Origin of the sequence: Pseudoduganella rivuli, from assembly GCF_009674485.1 — a bacterium.
In the GTDB taxonomy this organism is placed as follows: domain Bacteria; phylum Pseudomonadota; class Gammaproteobacteria; order Burkholderiales; family Burkholderiaceae_D; genus Rugamonas; species Rugamonas rivuli_B.
The window spans coordinates 13,685-32,246 of sequence record NZ_WKJJ01000017.1 but is presented as its reverse complement, the minus strand read 5'-3'; the positions used below and the strand labels follow the sequence as shown (position 1 = coordinate 32,246).

Genomic DNA, 18,562 nt, shown 5'->3' with positions numbered 1-18,562 from the left:
AAGCGGGCTTCGGCCCGCTTTTTTACTATCGGCCCCTGCGCGAACGATAGTGCTTTTGGGGCCAGGCCCCAAAATGTCGAGTTGTTGCTAATTTGCAAAAATGTCCCTGGCACTTTTTTGCAGCCTTACAATGAATTGTCCCTTGTAAGGAGCCCGCATGGATGACTTCCTGTCGCGCAGCATTGCCTGCCTGCTGCCTTCCGCGCCGCCGGAAGGGGAGGATGCGCGGCTGGTGCGGGAGATCGGGAACGGCTTCATGATTGCGTACGCAGTGGATAACGACTGGGTGCGCCAGCGCCACTTGTCCACCGGCGCCGCGACCGCGGCCGATGTGCACCGGCAGGCGATGGACAACCTGTTCACGCTGTGCGCCTACCACATCCGGGTACAGCAATTCGGCGCTTTCTTCGGCGTCTTCATCGATGGAAAATTCGAAGCGTCGATGTTTTTGCTGGAGCGCCTGTGGCAAAAGGATTTCGCCAACCTGGTCGAGAAAGGTTATGCGATCGCCGCCCCGGCGCGCGATGTGCTGGCATTCTGCGATATCGATTCCCATGAAGGAAAGACCGAGCTGAAGCGCATGATCGACCGCGTGTGGGACGGCGGCGACCATTTGCTCAGCCGGGAATTGTTCCGTGTCCGCAAAAAGACGTGATCAGTGCAATGCTCGCCCGGCCAGCCAGTGTTCCAGCTCGCCCGGCGCCAGCGGTTCGCTGACATAGCGGCCCTGCATGCCGGGACAGCCGTGCGCGGCCAGGAAGTCGCGTTGCACCTGGGTTTCCACCGACGTCGCCGTCACGGGAATGTTCAGGTTGTGGCCGATGTCGAGCATGGTTTTCGCCAATGTCCCGTGCCGTCCGTGCGGGCAGATTTCCTGCACGGATTCGGGCGCCATTTTCAGCTGGTCGATGCTCAATGAACGCAGGCAGTGCAGGTTGCTGATACCGCTGCCGAACTGGTCGACCGTCAGCCCCACGCCCAGGCTGCGCACACCCGCGCACAATTTGCGCGCCAGGTCGGGGTTGCGTATCAACTGTGCTTCCTTCACTTCCAGTCCCATGCGGGCAGGCCTGATGCCGTGCTGCGCCATCCGGCCCGCCAGGTAAGAGAGGTAATCGTGGCGGATGAATTCCCGCCCCGATACATTGACCGACACCGGCAAGTCCGGATAGCCCAGCGTATCGAGCTGCACCAGCACGCCGCACACGCGGTCGATGACGCGCCGGCCCAGTTCGACGATCAGGCCGTTGGATTCCGCCACGGACAGGAATTCGCCGGGCAACAGTTCGCCCAGTTCCGGATGGCGCCAGCGCAGCAGTGCTTCCAGCCCCAGCAGCTTGCCGTCGGCGACGCCGACATTCGGCTGCAGCACCAGGTGGATTTCATCGTGCAGCAGCGCGTCGCGCAGCGCCTTTTCCATGCGCAGCCGCAAGGCCGAGGCGCTCGTCATTTCAGGCGAATAGAAGTGCACAGCGCCGGCGCCGCCGCGCTTGCTTTCGTACATGGCGGTGTCGGCCGCGCGCAGCAGCGCGGCGAAATTGTTGGCATCGGCCGGATACATGGCGACGCCCATGCTGGCGCCCGTCGGCACGGGCTGGCCGTTGAAGTCCAGCGGCGCCATCAGCGCCTGGCGGATGCGGCAAATCATGCCCAGCGTGAAGCGCAAGTCCGGCTGGTCCGGCAGCACCAGCACGAATTCATCGCCGCCGAGGCGCGCCACCGTGTCGCTGTCGCGCACCGCCTCCTGCAAGCGCCGGGCCACCGTGCACAGCACGAAGTCACCCGCGTCGTGGCCCAGCGTATCGTTGATTTCCTTGAACCGGTTCAGGTCCAGCAGGATGACGGCCGCGCTCAGGCCGGTGCGCCGCGCCGACGTCACCGCATGCTCGATCCGGTCGCGCAGCAAGGTGCGGTTGGCCAGCCCCGTCAATGCATCGTGCGTGACCTGGTGTTCCAGTTGCGCCATCCGTTGCCGCTGTTCCGTCACGTCTTCGATGATGCCGACATAGTGCGATACGGTGTGCTGCCGGTCGCGTACCGGCGTGATCGATAAATGATTCCAGAACAGCTCGCCATTCTTGCGGCGGTTCCGCAGCACCACGTTCAGCGGACGCCGGGCGGCGACGGCGGCCGCCAGTTGGGCGCGCGTCGCGGCGTCATGTCCGGGCGCGGCCATGAAGCGGGAATCGCGTCCCAGCGCTTCCTGCAAGGTATAGCCGGTGATGCGCTCGAAGGCGGGATTGACGTAGACGATGGGATTGTCGGCGCCGTCGCAGCGTGTGATGACGACACCATTGTTGACCGCGTGCAGTGCGCGTTCGCGCAATTCCAGCGTGTCTTTTTGCTGGTAATGGGACGACAGGTCGATGCCGCAACCCAACACGTATTTCTGGTCGCCGGATACCAGCCGTGTGCCGCACAGCAGGTAGGGAACTTGCCGGCCATCGGCTTCCAGGTGGGCTTCCACCTGCACCATGCCGTCCTGCTCGAAGACGTCGCAAAACGCTTGCGCAACCACGGGACGGTCCGCCGGCGGAAACAATTCCAGCATATGCGTTGTGCGTAACTGGGTGGCGTCGCGGCCCGTTGCCAGCTCAACCTGTGTATTCCACAGTACAAAATGCCCCGCTTCGTTGATGACATAAAACGTGCCAGGCAGCACATCCATAATGTCGCACAACAGCGAGGCTCCGACCTTTGTGGCCGGATCCTGCTCCCTTTTATCCATACCTTCCCCTGCGTGTTGTTATGAGCCTTTGCACTTGCTCTTCAGCCAGCTTGCTAAAGCTGTATGTGCATTGCGACTTTATAGTGTAGTCCGCGCGGAAGCGCATGGGCGCTCGATAGCGCAGAGTTACCGGGGCTTGCCGGGGTCGTTATCCAGCAGGGCCTGGATTTCTTCCCGTTCTTTTTGCGTAACGTGGCCGCCGCGCAACGCCGCCAGCACCAGCGCCTTGCCGGAGCCGGCAAAGGCTTTCTGGATCAAGTCTTTCAGCAGCGACGTCTGGACCGATTCCTGTTCCTGCACGGGGGCGTAGACGTGGGCGCGGGCGCTTTCGTCGCGGTTCAGCAAGCCCTTGGTGTGCATGACTTGCAACAGGCGCAGCACTGTCGCGTAATTCATGTCGGGACGGGTTTCCAGCGCCGCCGCATGCACTTGCTTGGCCGTGGACGGGCCCAGCGCATACAGCAGGCGCAGCATCTCCAGTTCGGACGCGGTGGGTTTGGGCAGGGTGCTCATGCGATGTAGAATAAATTATCTAGAACGGATTGTCTAGTATCTGTTCCAGCTGCCGCGCAAGCACCACCAGCGGCGGGCGGGCGGCGGGATCGGGGGCCAGGCAGGCGGCCGCCCAGCCTTGCAGGTGCGCCGCCAGTTCGGGACGCAAGCCGTCGCACCGTTCCAGCAATTCCGCCAGCAGGCATCCGAAGGCGCGGGTTTCCAGCCGCTGCAGGCCGGCAGCTTGCGCGCCGGCGGGATCGAAGAACGACGCGGCGCCGAAGTCGCCCAGCAACGTGCGGCCACGGTGGCAGTGCAGGATATTGTGGCCATACAAGTCGCCGTGCAGGATGCCCCGCATGTGCAAATGCGCAGCGGCCGACGCGACGCCATAGGCAATGCGCAGCGCGGTGGCGGCGTCGAAGCGTTTATCGCCGCCGTACACGTCGCGGGTGCAACTGGCCAGGCTGGGAGGACCCGCCAGGTTGCCATAATCCGGGTCGATCAGCGGCATCACCAGACCCTGCGCACCGTCCGGGTGGCCATGGATGCGGCCCTGCACGGGGATCAGGTCCGGGTGCCGGCCGGCCGCGATGCAGGCCGCCATTTCCGACTGCGGCAAGCCGTCGCTGGTGACGGCGCCTTTGAACAGTTTGACGGCCACCTGGGCGGCGGCGTTCTGTTCCGCCTGGTAAATCACGCCGGACGCCCCTTCACCCAGTTTGCGGCCGATGGCAAGCGACGTCCACGCCACCTGCGGCACCGGCGCACGTTCCAGCGCGTCGATTTCGAGGCCGGAACAGAACGGATTGCCGCCGAAGGCCAGCCACGACAGGCGCGGCATGGCCAGCAACCAGTCCGGCAACGCCGTCAACTGGTTGGCGGCAATGCGCAGCAATTCCAGCTTGCCGCAGGCGGCCAGTTCGTCGGGCAGGGCGGTGAGGCGGTTCCCTGCCAGCATCAGCTTTTGCATGTCCGCACAATGGCCGATTTCCGGCGGCAGCGATTCGACGGCGTTATCGGTCAGGATCAGCCAGCGCAGCTTCGGCGGCAGCGCATCGCCCGGCACGTGGGCGATGCGGTTGGCTTTAAAGCCGATCATGGTCAGCAGCGGGCAGCGGCCCAGCACGCCTGGTAACTCCGTGAACCGGTTATCCGAACAGAAAATCACGCGCAGCTTGTGCAGGCGGGGTAAATCGTCTGGCAGGCTCGATAGCGCATTACCGGACAGGTCGAGGATTTCCAGCGAATCGGCCAGGTCGAAGATTTCGCTGGGGAATTCCGTCAGGCCGGCTTTCAGTTGCAGGCGCTGCACGCCGGCCAGTGCGCCGGCGCGTAATTGGTCAAGGGTGTGCATGGGTTTCTTATCGGGGCGAGACGGCCAAATCCGTCAGTGCCGGAAGCACGTCATCGAGATGGGCAACGTCGCAGGTCGGAACCGCTTCCGTGTCATTGGCCAGTCGGCCCGAATTGTACCAGCAGCTGTCGATGCCAAACCGGTTGGCCCCCAGGATATCCGCATCGAGCCGGTCGCCGATAATGACGGTTTGGTCTTTCGAGAAGGCGCGCGCCATCTTGACCGTGAAGTCGAAGAACCGGCTGTCAGGCTTGGCAAAGCCGCTGGCTTCGGAGGTCGCCACGAACGAAATGTAATCACCGAGGCCGGATGCCGCGATGCGGCGGCCCTGGATGTGGGCCACGCCGTTGGTGATGATGCCGACTTCGCCCACCGCCGCCAGTCGTTCGCACAGCCGCTGTGCGCCATCGATCAGCACCACGGTATCGGACAGCGATTCCAAATAGCGCTCGCTGGCCTGCGACGGGTCCAGTTCGAGGCCGCCGGCGGCAAAGGTTTGCCGGAAGCGCTCGACCTTGAGGAAGTCTTTCGTGACGGTGCCTGCCTCAAACGCGCGCCACAACGCGATATTGATGGCCTGGTACTGGCCGAACAGCGTATCGACCGGAGCCTGGAAACCCAGTTCCCGCAAAATGCGCTCAAACGACAGTCGTTCGGAAGCGCGGAAGTCCAGCAGGGTGTCGTCGAGGTCGAACAGGAAGAGCGTGTGTTTCACGAGTGAGGCGGCGCAGTGTATCGAGCCGGAATGCTAGCACGGCGCCGCGCTCGAGGGGGCATTGCCCGCAGCGGGACGTGGAGGGCTTGCCCGCAAATCCCGGTTTTACTAACGTCCGCGACTCCATACTAAAACGCGCTTTCCAGTGCGGGGTTGTACTACGCTCTCCCAGGCCTCACCACTTCATCTCGCCCTTGGCGACTTTCGCGCTGATCTGCAATGCCGATTCCAGGCCCGCCTTCGGATACGCGGATTTCATGGAAGCGATCAGCGCATCGCTGCCGCCCGCTTTCGGGGTTTCCGTTTCAAAGCGGCGCAGATAATCCGCGGTAAAGCCGATCGACTCCGGCGTGAACGCCACGCCCGGCTGGAAGTGCCCCGGCACCACCGTCACCGGCTTCAGCGCGGCAATGCGGTCCAAGGTGGCCAGCCATTGCTGGCGCGATTCCACCGTCTGCGTATCGGCGGTCCACACGTGCAGGCCGGAGAACAGCACCACGCCGCCCGCCACCGCCCTGATCGATGGAATCCACACGAACGTGCGGTCCGGCGTCGCGCCATCCAGGCCGGCCACCACGAGTTTTTCGCCTTCCAGCTTGATTTCATCGCCCGCCAGCACTTCCGGCATCACGATGCCGTGCGGCGCATTGTCTTTCAGGATCGGGCCCCAGTACGCCACCTTGGCGGCGGCTTTTTTCTGCATGGCGGCCACCGTGCCTGCCGTGGCGACGATGCGGGCGTCCGGGAACGCGGCCTTGATGACGTCCAGGCCGAAATAGAAATCCGGGTCGCCATGGCTGACGTACACGGTGGTCAGCCGCTTGCCGCTGGCGCGGATCTGCTCGACGAGTTTCAGCGCTTCGCCGCGCGAGAATTGCGCATCGATCAGCACGGCGTCCTTCGCCCCTTTCACCAGCACCGAAGCGACGGGGAAGATGGCCGCTTCGCCCGGATTGAAGACTTCCAGCGACAGCGGTGCGGCGGTGGCGATGGCGGAAGCGGAAACCGCGGCGGCGGCAATGGCGGATTTGATCAGCATGGTGTCGGTCCTTGTTGAAGTGACTGAGGTGATTGAGTGACGCCATTGTGCCGCCGGGCATTCGTACGAAAAACAGTGTAAATTGCAACGATTAATTGCATGGATCGAACATATGGACAGGCTGACCGCCGCGCGGGTCTTTGTGGAAATCGCCGACCGGGGCAGCATGATCGCCGCCGCCGACGCGCTGGACATGTCGCGCGCCATGGTCACGCGTTACCTGGCCGAGATGGAGGAGTGGTGCGCCGTGCGCCTGCTGCACCGGACCACGCGCCGCATCAGCTTGACGGCGGCCGGCGAAGTCACGCTGAGCCGCTGCCGCGAAATGCTGGCGGTGGCCGACGACATGGTGGCGGCAGGGCAGAGCGACCCCGACGCGCCGCACGGGCTGTTGCGGCTGGCCAGTTCCCACTTCCTGGCGCAGACTGCGCTGGCCGGCGCGGTGGCGGCTTACCTGCTGAAATACCCGAATGTCAGCGTCGACCTGCAAGTGGACAACCGCGCCGTCAACCTGGTCGAGCAGCGCATCGACCTCGCCATCCGCATCACCAATGAGCTGGACCCGGGCCTGATCGCACGCCGGCTGGGCGATTGCGATTCCGTCATCGTCGCCTCGCCCGCGTACATCACGCGTTGCGGCATGCCGCGCACGCCCGATGACCTGGCCCGGCACAATTGCCTGACTTATTCCTATTTTGGCAAGAGTGTCTGGCGCTTCGACCATGGTGGCGAGGGCATGCAGGCGGCCGTCGGCGGCAACCTGTCGTCGAACGAATCGATGGCGCTGCTGGCGGCGGCAGTCGAGGGCGCCGGGATCGCCATGCAGCCCCGGTTCGCCGCGGCGCCGCTGATCGGCGCCGGTAAACTGGTCCAGCTGCTGCCCGCTTACCGCCCGCAACAGCTGGGCATGTATGGCGTTTACAGCTCGCGCGAACACATGCCGCCGGCCTTGCGCACCATGCTCGATCACTTGCTGGACTGGTTCGCCGGCGACCCGGATTGGCAGCTTGAAAATGAAAACCGGGGCATACCATTTATTAAAAATTAGTCATTGACATGCCCGCGAGGCCGCAATTTTTCTATATTTATTGGTTGTTTTGTCTCAAGACAGCGTGCTATTCTACGGGACCGTTTTATAGCAATACCGAATTACAGGTCCTTCCCCCACAACTTGATATGCAATCCGCTAACCGGTCAGGCCGTGTCGCGGAAGGTTAGATTAACCCGCTAATTCCTCGCGAAGCGCGAAGAAAGGTGAGCAAGATGATGCAACAAAGCCAGTCCAACTCCTATCTGTTCGGTGGGAATGCGCCGTACGTCGAAGAACTGTACGAAGCGTACCTCGATAACCCCGGTTCCGTGCCAGACAATTGGCGCGCCTATTTCGACGCCATGCAGCACGTGCCTGCCGTCGACGGTTCCAACAAGCCTGACGTGGTTCACTCGTCCGTGATCGCCTCCTTCGCCGAACGCGCGAAAGCCGGCCCGATCCGCACCGTGATCGCCTCGTCCGACCCCGACATGGGCCGCAAGCGCGTGGCAGCCACCCAGCTGATCGCCGCTTACCGCTACCTGGGTTCGCGCTGGGCCAACCTGGACCCGCTGCAGCGCCAGGAACGTCCGAACATCCCGGAACTGGAACCATCGTTCTACGGCTTCACCGACGCCGACCAGGACACGGTGTTCAACATCTCCAATACCTACTTCGGCCCGGAAACCGCTTCGCTGCGCGACCTGACCCAATTCCTGCGCGACACCTACACCCGCTCGGTGGGCGCGGAATACATGTACATTTCCGACCCGGCCGAAAAACGCTGGCTGCAGGAACGCCTGGAATCGATCCGCTCGACCCCGAATTTCACGGCTGAAAAGAAAAAGCATATCCTGGAGCGCCTGACGGCCGCTGAAGGCCTGGAACGCTACCTCCATACCAAGTACGTCGGCCAGAAACGCTTCTCGCTGGAAGGCGGCGAAACGTTCATCGCGTCGATCGATGAAATCATCCAGCGCGCCGGCGAAAAAGGCGTGCAGGAAATCGTCATCGGCATGGCCCACCGCGGCCGCCTGAACGTGCTGGTCAACACCCTGGGCAAAGCGCCTAAAGACCTGTTCGAAGAATTCGAAGGCAAGCACGCCGAAGACCTGCCGGCCGGCGACGTGAAATACCACCAGGGCTTCTCGTCCGACATCTCCACCGCGGGCGGCCCGGTCCACCTGTCGCTGGCGTTCAACCCGTCGCACCTGGAAATCGTCAACCCGGTGGTCGAAGGTTCCGTGAAAGCCCGTATGGACCGCCGCGGCGATGCGCAAGGCGCGCAAGTGCTGCCGATCCTGGTGCACGGCGACGCGGCATTCGCCGGCCAGGGCGTTGTGATGGAAACCCTGAACCTGGCGCAGACCCGCGGCTACGGCACGGGCGGCACGGTGCACATCGTCATCAACAACCAGATCGGTTTCACCACGTCCGACCCGCGCGACGCGCGTTCGACCATCTATTGCTCCGACGTCGTGAAGATGATCGAAGCGCCGGTGCTGCACGTGAACGCCGACGATCCTGAAGCCGTGGTGCTGGCGTCGCAAATCGCGCTGGACTACCGCCTGGAATTCAAGAAAGACATCGTTGTCGATATCATCTGCTACCGCAAACTGGGCCACAACGAGCAGGATACGCCGGCACTGACCCAGCCGCTGATGTACAAGAAGATCGCGACCCACCCGGGCACCCGCAAGCTGTACGCGGACAAGCTGGCAACCCAGGGCGTGATCGCTGCCGACGGCGGCGACGTCATGGTGGCCGCTTACCGCGCCGCGATGGATGCAGGCAAGCACACCGTGGATCCGGTGATCTCGAACTTCAAGAACAAGTACGCCGTTGACTGGCTGCCGTTCCTGAACCGCAAGTGGACCGACTCGGCCGACACCGCCGTGCCGATGACGGAACTGAAACGCCTGTCGACCCGTATCACCACCGTGCCGGAAGGTTTCAAAGTTCACTCGCTGGTGGAAAAAGTGCTGGCCGACCGCGCCAACATGGGTAAAGGCGAAGTCAACCTGGACTGGGGCATGGGCGAGCACCTGGCCTTCGCATCGCTGGTGTCGTCGGGCTACGCAGTGCGCCTGACCGGCCAGGACGCCGGCCGCGGCACCTTCACCCACCGCCACGCCGTGCTGCACGACCAGAACCGTGAGCGTTGGGATGCGGGCACCTACATTCCTCTGCAAAACATCGCGGAAGGCCAGGCGCCGTTCACCGTGATCGACTCCGTGCTGTCCGAAGAGGCGGTGCTGGGCTTCGAATACGGCTACTCGACCGCCGAACCAAACACGCTGACGATCTGGGAAGCCCAGTTCGGCGACTTCGTCAACGGCGCGCAAGTCGTGATCGACCAGTTCATCAGCTCCGGCGAAGTGAAGTGGGGCCGCGCTTCCGGCCTGGTCATGATGCTGCCGCACGGCTACGAAGGCCAGGGCCCGGAGCACTCGTCGTGCCGTCCTGAGCGCTTCCTGCAACTGTGCGCGGACAACAACATGCAAGTGGTGCAGCCGACCACCGCATCGCAGATCTTCCACGTGCTGCGCCGCCAGATGGTGCGCCAGTTCCGCAAACCACTGGTGATCCTGACGCCGAAGTCGCTGCTGCGTAACAAGGATGCGGGTTCGCCGCTGACCGAACTGGCCAAGGGCGCGTTCCAGACCGTGATCGGTGAAGTGGACGACAAGATCGACGCCAAGAAAGTCAAGCGCGTGATCGCCTGCTCGGGCAAGGTGTACTACGACATCGTCAACGCCCGCAAGGCGCGCGGCCAGGCTGACACCGCCATTATCCGTGTCGAACAACTGTATCCGTTCCCGCACAAGTCGTTCGCAGCGGAACTGAAAAAGTTCCCGAACGCGACCGAAGTGGTGTGGACGCAGGATGAGCCGCAAAACCAGGGCCCATGGTTCCAGATCCAGCACAACATCTTTGAGAGCCTGGAATCGGGCCAGCGCCTGGCGTACGCCGGTCGTCCGGCATCGGCTTCGCCGGCTGTCGGTTACTACGACAAGCACTACGCCCAGCAAAAAGAGCTGCTGGAAACGGCGTTCTCGAAGCTGAAGGGCTTCATCCTGACCAAGTAATGTCGACAGGCAGCGCGCCGCCCGCAAGTGAAATTGCGCGGCGGCGCGCAGCCGTACATAAAAATAGATACGAGAAAGATACGGAGTTTTTAAATGGCACAAATCGAAGTTAAAGTTCCCCAGCTGTCCGAGTCCGTCGCTGAAGCGACCCTGCTGTCCTGGCACAAGAAAGTCGGCGAGGCCGTCGCCCGCGACGAAAACATGATCGACATCGAAACCGACAAAGTCGTGCTGGAACTGCCGGCGCCAAGCGCCGGTGTGGTCGTGCAAGTGCTGAAGGACAACGGTGCAACCGTGGTTGCTGGTGAAGTGATTGCCATTATCGATACCGAAGCAACCGCCGGCGCCTCCGCTCCAGCCGCTGCCGCACCTGCCGCCGCCGCGCCAGCCGCCGCACCTGCCGCTGCCGCCGCCAACAAGGGCGACGTGGCCATGCCTGCCGCCGCCAAGATCCTGTCCGAAGCCGGCCTGTCCGCCTCGAATGTTGCCGGCACCGGCAAGGATGGCCGCGTGACCAAGGGCGACGCCCTGGCCGCCGCCGCCGCACCGAAAGCCGCACCGGCGCCAGCCGCCGCACCAGCCGCCGCCAAGCCGGCGCTGCAAAAAGTTGCCGCTCCGGTCGGCAACCTGAACCTGGGCGACCGTCCGGAAGAGCGCGTGCCGATGTCCCGCCTGCGCGCACGTATCGCCGAGCGCCTGGTGGAATCGCAATCGACCAACGCCATCCTGACCACCTTCAATGAAGTGAACATGAAGCCGGTCATGGACCTGCGCAACAAGTACAAGGACAAGTTCGAGAAAGAGCACGGCGTCAAGCTGGGCTTCATGTCGTTCTTCGTCAAGGCCGCTGTTGCGGCACTGAAGAAATACCCGATCCTGAACGCATCGGTGGACGGCAACGACATCGTCTACCACGGCTACTTCGACATCGGTATCGCAGTGGGTTCGCCACGCGGCCTGGTGGTGCCGATCCTGCGCAACGCCGACCAGATGTCGATCGCTGAAATCGAAAAGAAAATCGGTGAATTCGGCCAGAAAGCCAAGGACGGCAAGCTGACCTTGGACGACCTGACCGGCGGCACGTTCTCGATCTCGAACGGCGGCACCTTCGGCTCCATGCTGTCGACCCCGATCATCAACCCGCCGCAATCGGCCATCCTGGGCGTGCACGCGACCAAGGACCGCGCCGTGGTGGAAAACGGCGAAATCGTGATCCGTCCGATGAACTACCTGGCCATGTCGTATGACCACCGTATCATCGACGGCCGCGAAGCAGTGCTGGGCCTGGTGGCAATGAAAGACGCGCTGGAAGATCCATCGCGCCTGCTGCTGGACCTGTAATTGACTCCGTAGGGCGGGTTTTACAAACCCGCCTTGCATGCACCTCGGCTGCGCTGCGGCGGGTTCGTGGAACCCACCCTACGCGTTGCGCTCTGTCTTTACAAAGGGGCAGGTCTGGGCTGCATGCCGTTCAAACTGATTGGGAATTTAAGACATGAGCAACAAACAATTTGACGTCGTCGTAATCGGCGCAGGTCCTGGCGGCTACATCGCCGCGATCCGCGCAGCGCAGCTGGGTTTCTCGGTGGCCTGTATCGATGAGTGGACCAACGAAAAAGGCGGCCCCGCGCCAGGCGGCACCTGCACCAACGTGGGCTGCATTCCATCGAAAGCGCTGCTGCAATCGTCCGAACACTACGAGCACGCCGGCCATGCGTTCAAGGAGCACGGCATCGACGTGGCAGGCCTGTCGCTGAACCTGGGCCAGATGGTCAAGCGCAAGGATAACGTCGTCAAGCAAAACAACGACGGCATCCTGTACCTGTTCAAGAAAAACAAGGTGACCTTCTTCCACGGCCGCGGCGCATTCGCCGGCGCCGCGGGCGCCGAAGGCTATCCGATCGCCATCACCGGCAAGACCGAAGAAACCATCAACGCCAAGCAAGTCATCGTGGCGACCGGTTCCAACGCCCGTGCACTGCCAGGCGCGGACTTCGATGAAAAACTGATCCTGTCGAACACCGGCGCGCTGGCGATCGACGCCGTGCCTGCCAACCTGGGCGTGATCGGCGCCGGCGTGATCGGCCTGGAAATGGGTTCCGTATGGCGCCGCCTGGGCTCGAAAGTCACCGTGCTGGAAGGCCTGCCGACCTTCCTGGGCGCCGTCGACGAGCAAATCGCCAAAGAAGCGCACAAGCTGTTCACCAAGCAGGGCCTGGCCATCTCCCTGGGCTGCAAGATCAACAGCGTGACCAAGGGCGACAACAACGTCACCGTGGAATACGCTGACGCCAAGGGCGAAGCCGTGACCGCCGTGTTCGACAAGCTGATCGTGTCGATCGGCCGCACGCCGAACACCAACGGCCTGGGCGCCGACAAAGTCGGCCTGTCGCTGGACGAGCGCGGCTTCATTGCCGTGGACGGCGACTGCAAGACCAACCTGCCGAACGTGTGGGCGGTGGGCGACGTCGTGCGCGGCCCGATGCTGGCGCACAAGGCGGAAGAAGAAGGCGTAGCCGTGGCCGAGCGTATCGCCGGCCAGCATGGCCACACCAACTTCGACACGATTCCATGGGTGATCTACACGTCGCCGGAAATCGCGTGGGTCGGCAAGACCGAACAGCAGCTGAAAGCCGAAGGCGTGCAGTACAAGGCCGGCACCTTCCCGTTCCTGGCCAACGGCCGCGCACGCGCGCTGGGCGACACGTCGGGCATGGTGAAATTCCTGGCCCACGCCGTCACCGACGAAATCCTGGGTGTGCACATCATCGGCCCAATGGCATCGGAACTGATTTCCGAAGCCGTGGTGGCGATGGAGTTCAAGGCATCGGCGGAAGACATCGCCCGCATCTGCCACGCCCACCCGTCGCTGTCGGAAGCGACCAAGGAAGCCGCACTGGCAATCGACAAGCGCACGCTGAATTTCTAAGCTGAGCTAATCAAAGGCCGGACGCGGGCTGCGCATTGCACCCCGTCCGGCTTTTTTTGTGCCCGTGTGAAGGCAAAATGTCATGAACGTCCAAGAGTTCTACCAACACGCGCTGACCCAGCGCGATTTCAAGGCCGACGCCGCGCAACAGCGCGCCGTCGACCGGCTGCAAGCCTGCTATGACGAGTGGGCCGCATACAAGGCCCTGCGCTCCAACAGTTTCAAGCGCTTCATCAACCGTCCCACGCCACCGCGCGGCGTCTACATGTGGGGCGGCGTGGGCCGCGGCAAGTCCTTCCTGATGGACAGCTTTTATTCCGTGGTGCCGCTGGTGCGCAAGACACGTTTGCACTTCCACGAATTCATGCGCGATATCCACCGCCAGCTCGACGAGTTGCGCGGCGTGGCCGATCCGCTGCAGGAAGTGGCGCGCAACGTGGCGAAAAAATACCGCCTGATCTGCTTCGACGAATTCCACATTTCCGACGTGGCCGACGCGATGATCATGTACAACCTGCTGTCGGCGCTGTTCGACAATGGCGTGTCGTTCATCATGACGTCGAACTATGAACCGTCGACCTTGTACCCGGATGGCTTGCACCGCGACCGCATCCTGCCGACCATCGCGCTGCTGAAGGACAAGCTCGACGTGCTGAACGTCGATGCCGGCGTCGATTACCGGGGGCGCGCGCTGGAACAGGTCGAGTCGTATTACACGCCGCTCAATGCGGCGACCGACGAGCAGTTGCGCCACGCGTATGCGCGGATCGCCGAGACGGCGGATGAAAATCCCGTGATCTCGATTGAAAACCGCGATATCCGCGCGTTGCGCCGCGCCGGCTCCATCATCTGGTTCGACTTCGCCACCTTGTGCGGCGGCCCCCGTTCGCAAAACGATTACCTGGAGATCGCCAGCCGCTTCCACACCGTGATCCTGTCCGGCATCCCGATGATGTCGGCCGCCATGTCGTCCGAGGCGCGCCGCTTCACGTGGCTGATCGACGTGTTTTACGACCAGAAGGTGAAATTGCTGATGTCGGCCGAAGTGGAGCCGGAAGAGCTGTACACGGCGGGCACGCTGGCCAACGAATTCCACCGCACCGTGTCGCGCATCGTGGAAATGCAGTCGCGCGAATATATGGACAAGGAACAGCGCAAGGCGGCCGACGCCCTGTCGTGACAGGGAAAGGGCGGGGAGGGCGCCCGAACCGTTATACTGTCGGCCATTCGACTGGAGAACACATCAGGATGACGAAGCCCAAGTATTACCTCCGCACGGTGGCTGCCGCTGCCGTACTTTTCTGCATGGCGGGCGCCGCGCCGGCGCAGGACATCGGCCGCCCCGTGCTGCACGCGCCGGAAGTGCCGCTGACGCACACGGTCGAGCAGGCCGATGCGCGGCTGGCCGAAGTGGCCGCCGCGCGCGCCAAGGTGCACCAGCAATATGCCGCCGACGAGCAGGTCTGCAACGAAAAATTCTTCGTCAACCATTGCCTCGATGAAGCCAAGGAAAAGCGCCGCGTGGCGCTGTCGGGCTTGCGCGCGGTGGAAGTGGAAGCCAACCGTTTCAAGCGCCAGAGCGCCGTCGACAAGCGCGATGCGGAATTGGCCGAGCGCATGAAGAAGGACACGGAAGAAGATGCGCGGCGCGCGGCCGCGCCGCAGCGCCCGCACATCGAACATGCCGCCACCGGGCCGACCGCCAAGCCCGGCCTGACGCAGGAACAGCGCCAGGCCGAGCACGACGCCAGGGAGCGCCGCCGCCAGCAGCAGGAAGCGCAGGACGCGCCAAAGCGTGCGGAAAACGTGGCGGCCTTTGAAAAGAAACAGGTGGAATCGGAACGCCGCCGCACCCGCGTCGCCGAACGCATGGCGGAACGGGCTGAAAAGGCCCGCAAGAAGGCCGAAGCGGCCGCCGCCAAAGCTGAAGCCGCCGCCGCAGCAGCCAAGGCCGCCGCCGCGAAGGAAGGCAAGTAAATTAAACCGCTTTTCCCATCCGCTGCACCGTGTATGCCGGCGCTTCCGTCGGCGGCGCCACCAGCTTGATGATGGCCATGGTGCAGTTGTCGCCCTTGCCCTTGGCCCGTTCGATGGCTTTATTGATGAGCTTTTCGGATGCCTGGCGGGGCGTGGCGCGGCTGAGCACGGCGCCCAGTTCGGCGTCCGTGAAGTATTGCCACAAGCCGTCCGACGCCAGCAGGAACGAATCGCCAGCCTTCAGCCCCGTTTGTTCGCCGGTGGTGACGAACGGCGTTTTTTGCCGGTTGCCCAGCACATTGACCAGCATGCGCGTGCTGCGGTGTTTTTTTGCCGCTTCCAGCGGTAATTTGTCGTGCTCGACCAGGTATTGCACATAGTCGTGGTCATTGGTGCGTCCGCTGCACTGGTCGCCGCTGAAGCGGTACAGCCGCGTATCGCCCACGTGGGCCCACACGGCCTGGCCCTGCGGTGTCAGGATCAGCACCAGCATGGTCGCCTGCGGTTCGGCGCCCGAGGCGGGGCTCATCACGATGATGTCGTGCGCTTCCTGCGCCACCGTGCGCAGCAAATCCTTCAGGCGCGGCAGGTTGGCGGTTTCCCCGGCACGGTATTCGTCCAGCAACTGCTTGCTCGTATGTAAAACCTGCTCGGCGGCAGCGGCCGAACCCAGGCCGTCGCTGACGACCGCCATCACATAGCCCGGCGAGCGGGCCGCCGTATACAGCGCGGCGCGGTCGGTTTGCAGGGACCGGCTGCCGATATGCTGGGCAGTGCCGGCTTCGATTTTATAGACGCTCATAGGTGGGATGGCCTGAGAGATACTGGCTTGAGTCGATGCGCTGAGTTAAACTATGCACCGGTAAGCACTTTAGTTGCAAGCGTGCAGTTGTTACCGTAGTGAAACTGTTGGCAAAATTCACAACTTCCCCGGGATCCAATGACTGATGTAGAAGAAATCAAGCGCCGCATCGTCGAACTCGATGTGGAACACCGCGACCTGGACGCCGTCATCGAAATGCTGACCCGTGACGGCCATCACGACCAGTTACAATTACGTCGCTTAAAGAAACGAAAATTGCAACTGAAAGACTATATCACCCTGCTGAAAATGCAGCTCGTTCCGGACGTGCCTGCCTGAAACCCCGCGGCGCTTCCCCGCATTTTTCCTGACGCATTTTGACCGACCCAGACCACACGCCCGCCGTCCCGCAAGCTGACGGCGGTGACCTGCTTCCCCCACCAGGTATCCATGACGCGGAAATCGAACGGCTGTTCGGTCCGGGCGGTCCGCTGAGCCCGGCGGTGGGCGGTTTTCGCCCACGCCAGTCGCAAACGGAAATGGCGAAAGCCGTGGCCGGCGCCATTGCCACGCAAAGCACCTTGCTGGCGGAAGCTGGCACCGGCACGGGTAAAACCTTTGCCTACCTGGTGCCGGCCCTGCTGTGGGGCGGCAAGACCATCGTGTCGACGGGGACCAAGAACTTGCAGGACCAGTTGTTCCTGAGGGACATTCCGACGGTGCGGGCCGCGCTGCAGGCGCCCGTCTCGGTGGCGCTGCTGAAGGGGCGGGGCAACTATGTGTGCCATTACCACCTCGAGCGTACGCTGCAGAACGGCCGCATGACGTCGCGCGAGGACGTCGGCTATTTGCGCGAGATTTCCCGTTTCCTGAAAATGACCAATTCCGGCGACAAGGCGGAACTGGCGAAAGTGCCGGAAAATGCGCTGATCTGGAACCTGGTGACGTCCACGCGGGAAAACTGCATGGGCGCGGAGTGCCAGTATTACCAGGATTGCTTCGTCATGAAGGCAAGGAAGGAAGCGCAGCAGGCCGATGTCGTGGTGGTCAACCACCACCTGTTCTTTGCCGACGTGGCGCTGAAGGATACGGGCGTGGCGGAATTGCTGCCGTCGGCCAACACCATCATCTTCGACGAGGCGCACCAGTTGCCGGATACCGCCACGCTGTTCTTTGGCGATACGTTCTCCACGTCGCAAGTGCTGGAGCTGTGCCGCGACGTGCTGGCCGAGGGCCTGGCCCATGCGCGCGACGGCGCCGACTGGGCGAAAACCGTGACGCCGGTGGAAAAAGCCGCGCGCGATTTGCGGCTGACCTTCCCGCAGGACATCGTGCGGCTGTCGCTGCCCCAGATTGCCCCGTCCAGTGATTTCTTCCCCGCGCTCGATACGCTGAAGGATGCGCTGGGCAGTATGAACGACGTGCTGGAAAGCACGGCCGAGCGGGCGGAAACCCTGGAACAGTGCCGCGTGCGGGGCTTTGAACTGGCCGAACGGCTGGCCGCCTGGAAGTTCGATCCGAAAGCCAAGGTCAAGGCGGGCGAGGAAGCCGTGTACTGGGTGGAAGCCTACACCAGCTCGCTGCAATTGCATAAGACGCCGCTGTCGATCGCACCGATCTTCAATGGCCAGCGCGAAGGCGTGCCGCGCAGCTGGATATTCACGTCGGCGACCCTGGCCGTGAAAAACAATTTCGACCACTTTGCCGAGCAAATGGGCTTGCAGGGCGAGCCGTCGCGCACGTGGCCGAGCCCGTTCAACTATGAGCAGCAAGGCATTTTGTACGTGCCGACCGGCTTGCCCGACCCCAATTCAATGGGCTACACGGACGCCGTGCTGGACATGGCGCTGCCGGTGATCGAAGCGGCGGGCGGCCGCACGTTCCTGCTGTGCACCACGCTGCGCGCCGTGAAGCGGGCGGCCGAGCGCTTGCGCGATGAATTTGAAAAGCGCGGCTTGCCGTTCCCCCTGTTCGTGCAGGGCGACCGGGGCCGCACGGAATTGCTGGACCAGTTCCGCAAGGCCGGTAACGGCGTGCTGATCGGCAGCCAGAGTTTCTGGGAAGGCGTCGACGTGCGGGGCGAAGCGCTGTCGCTGGTGATTATCGATAAATTGCCGTTCGCGCCGCCCGACGATCCGGTGCTGGCGGCCCGCATCGAAGTGATGGAAAAGCAGGGGCTGAATGGCTTCATGCACCACACCTTGCCGGAAGCCATCATCAACCTGAAGCAGGGCGCGGGCCGTCTGATCCGCGACGAGGGCGACCGTGGCGTGCTGATGCTGTGCGATCCCCGCGTGATTTCCAAGCCGTATGGCCGCCGCATCTGGCAAAGTTTGCCTGCATTCAAGCGTACGCGTGATCGGGACGTCGTCATCGATTTCTTCACCAACAAGCCGGAGTAACT

At 62.9% G+C, this 18,562-nt stretch carries 15 protein-coding genes; 9 read left to right on the top strand and 6 right to left on the bottom strand.

Annotated features, from left to right (window positions below; translation table 11 throughout):
* Window positions 1-157 precede the first annotated feature (157 nt).
* Complete coding sequence (locus tag GJ700_RS24495; protein ID WP_154378895.1) at window positions 158-655, top strand: DUF1444 domain-containing protein; 498 nt, start codon at window positions 158-160, stop codon at window positions 653-655.
* Here GJ700_RS24495 and GJ700_RS24490 read toward each other — a convergent pair whose 3' ends face one another.
* The 5 genes from GJ700_RS24490 to GJ700_RS24470 all read right to left on the bottom strand — a co-directional run bounded on the left by GJ700_RS24490 (window position 656) and on the right by GJ700_RS24470 (window position 6,331).
* The gene (locus GJ700_RS24490) at window positions 656-2,680 is read right to left on the bottom strand and encodes a putative bifunctional diguanylate cyclase/phosphodiesterase (protein ID WP_195764003.1); all 2,025 of its coding nucleotides are present in this window, start codon (window positions 2,678-2,680) and stop codon (window positions 656-658) included.
* 174 nt (window positions 2,681-2,854) lie between these two features.
* Complete coding sequence (locus GJ700_RS24485) at window positions 2,855-3,241, bottom strand: BlaI/MecI/CopY family transcriptional regulator (protein ID WP_154378891.1); 387 nt, start codon at window positions 3,239-3,241, stop codon at window positions 2,855-2,857.
* 19 nt (window positions 3,242-3,260) lie between these two features.
* The gene (locus GJ700_RS24480) at window positions 3,261-4,577 is read right to left on the bottom strand and encodes a leucine-rich repeat-containing protein kinase family protein (RefSeq protein ID WP_154378889.1); all 1,317 of its coding nucleotides are present in this window, start codon (window positions 4,575-4,577) and stop codon (window positions 3,261-3,263) included.
* A gap of 7 nt (window positions 4,578-4,584) precedes the next feature.
* A complete protein-coding gene (locus GJ700_RS24475) occupies window positions 4,585-5,292 on the bottom strand; it encodes a YjjG family noncanonical pyrimidine nucleotidase (RefSeq protein WP_371868108.1) in 708 nt (235 codons plus the stop codon).
* A 175-nt stretch (window positions 5,293-5,467) separates the two neighbouring features.
* Entirely contained in the window at window positions 5,468-6,331 is an 864-nt protein-coding gene (locus tag GJ700_RS24470) for an MBL fold metallo-hydrolase (protein ID WP_154378887.1), read from the bottom strand.
* A gap of 112 nt (window positions 6,332-6,443) precedes the next feature.
* On the opposite strand from GJ700_RS24470, the gene GJ700_RS24465 reads away from it, so the two are divergent.
* From GJ700_RS24465 to GJ700_RS24440, 6 genes are all read left to right on the top strand, one after another.
* Entirely contained in the window at window positions 6,444-7,379 is a 936-nt protein-coding gene (locus GJ700_RS24465) for a LysR family transcriptional regulator (RefSeq protein WP_154378885.1), read from the top strand.
* A gap of 215 nt (window positions 7,380-7,594) precedes the next feature.
* On the top strand, window positions 7,595-10,450 hold the full coding sequence (locus GJ700_RS24460; protein WP_154378883.1) for a 2-oxoglutarate dehydrogenase E1 component: 2,856 nt from the start codon (window positions 7,595-7,597) through the stop codon (window positions 10,448-10,450).
* Window positions 10,451-10,543: 93 nt separating this feature from the next.
* Window positions 10,544-11,791, top strand: coding sequence for a 2-oxoglutarate dehydrogenase complex dihydrolipoyllysine-residue succinyltransferase (gene odhB, locus GJ700_RS24455; protein WP_154378881.1), 1,248 nt, complete (start codon window positions 10,544-10,546; stop codon window positions 11,789-11,791).
* A 154-nt stretch (window positions 11,792-11,945) separates the two neighbouring features.
* The gene (gene lpdA, locus GJ700_RS24450; protein WP_154378879.1) at window positions 11,946-13,379 is read left to right on the top strand and encodes a dihydrolipoyl dehydrogenase; all 1,434 of its coding nucleotides are present in this window, start codon (window positions 11,946-11,948) and stop codon (window positions 13,377-13,379) included.
* 82 nt (window positions 13,380-13,461) lie between these two features.
* Window positions 13,462-14,559, top strand: coding sequence for a cell division protein ZapE (gene zapE / locus GJ700_RS24445; protein WP_154378877.1), 1,098 nt, complete (start codon window positions 13,462-13,464; stop codon window positions 14,557-14,559).
* Window positions 14,560-14,627: 68 nt separating this feature from the next.
* A complete protein-coding gene (locus GJ700_RS24440; RefSeq protein ID WP_154378875.1) occupies window positions 14,628-15,356 on the top strand; it encodes a hypothetical protein in 729 nt (242 codons plus the stop codon).
* Between the two features lies 1 nt (window position 15,357).
* Here GJ700_RS24440 and GJ700_RS24435 read toward each other — a convergent pair whose 3' ends face one another.
* Window positions 15,358-16,158 (bottom strand): PP2C family protein-serine/threonine phosphatase, encoded by an 801-nt coding sequence (locus GJ700_RS24435; RefSeq protein ID WP_154378873.1) that lies wholly within the window; start codon window positions 16,156-16,158, stop codon window positions 15,358-15,360.
* A 138-nt stretch (window positions 16,159-16,296) separates the two neighbouring features.
* Between GJ700_RS24435 and GJ700_RS24430 the strand changes: the two genes are divergently transcribed.
* Both GJ700_RS24430 and yoaA read left to right on the top strand, forming a co-directional pair.
* Window positions 16,297-16,497 (top strand): YdcH family protein, encoded by a 201-nt coding sequence (locus GJ700_RS24430; RefSeq protein ID WP_154378871.1) that lies wholly within the window; start codon window positions 16,297-16,299, stop codon window positions 16,495-16,497.
* Window positions 16,498-16,535: 38 nt separating this feature from the next.
* Window positions 16,536-18,560, top strand: a complete 2,025-nt coding sequence (yoaA, locus tag GJ700_RS24425) for a DNA repair helicase YoaA (protein WP_154378869.1) — start codon at window positions 16,536-16,538, stop codon at window positions 18,558-18,560.
* Window positions 18,561-18,562: the final 2 nt, after the last annotated feature.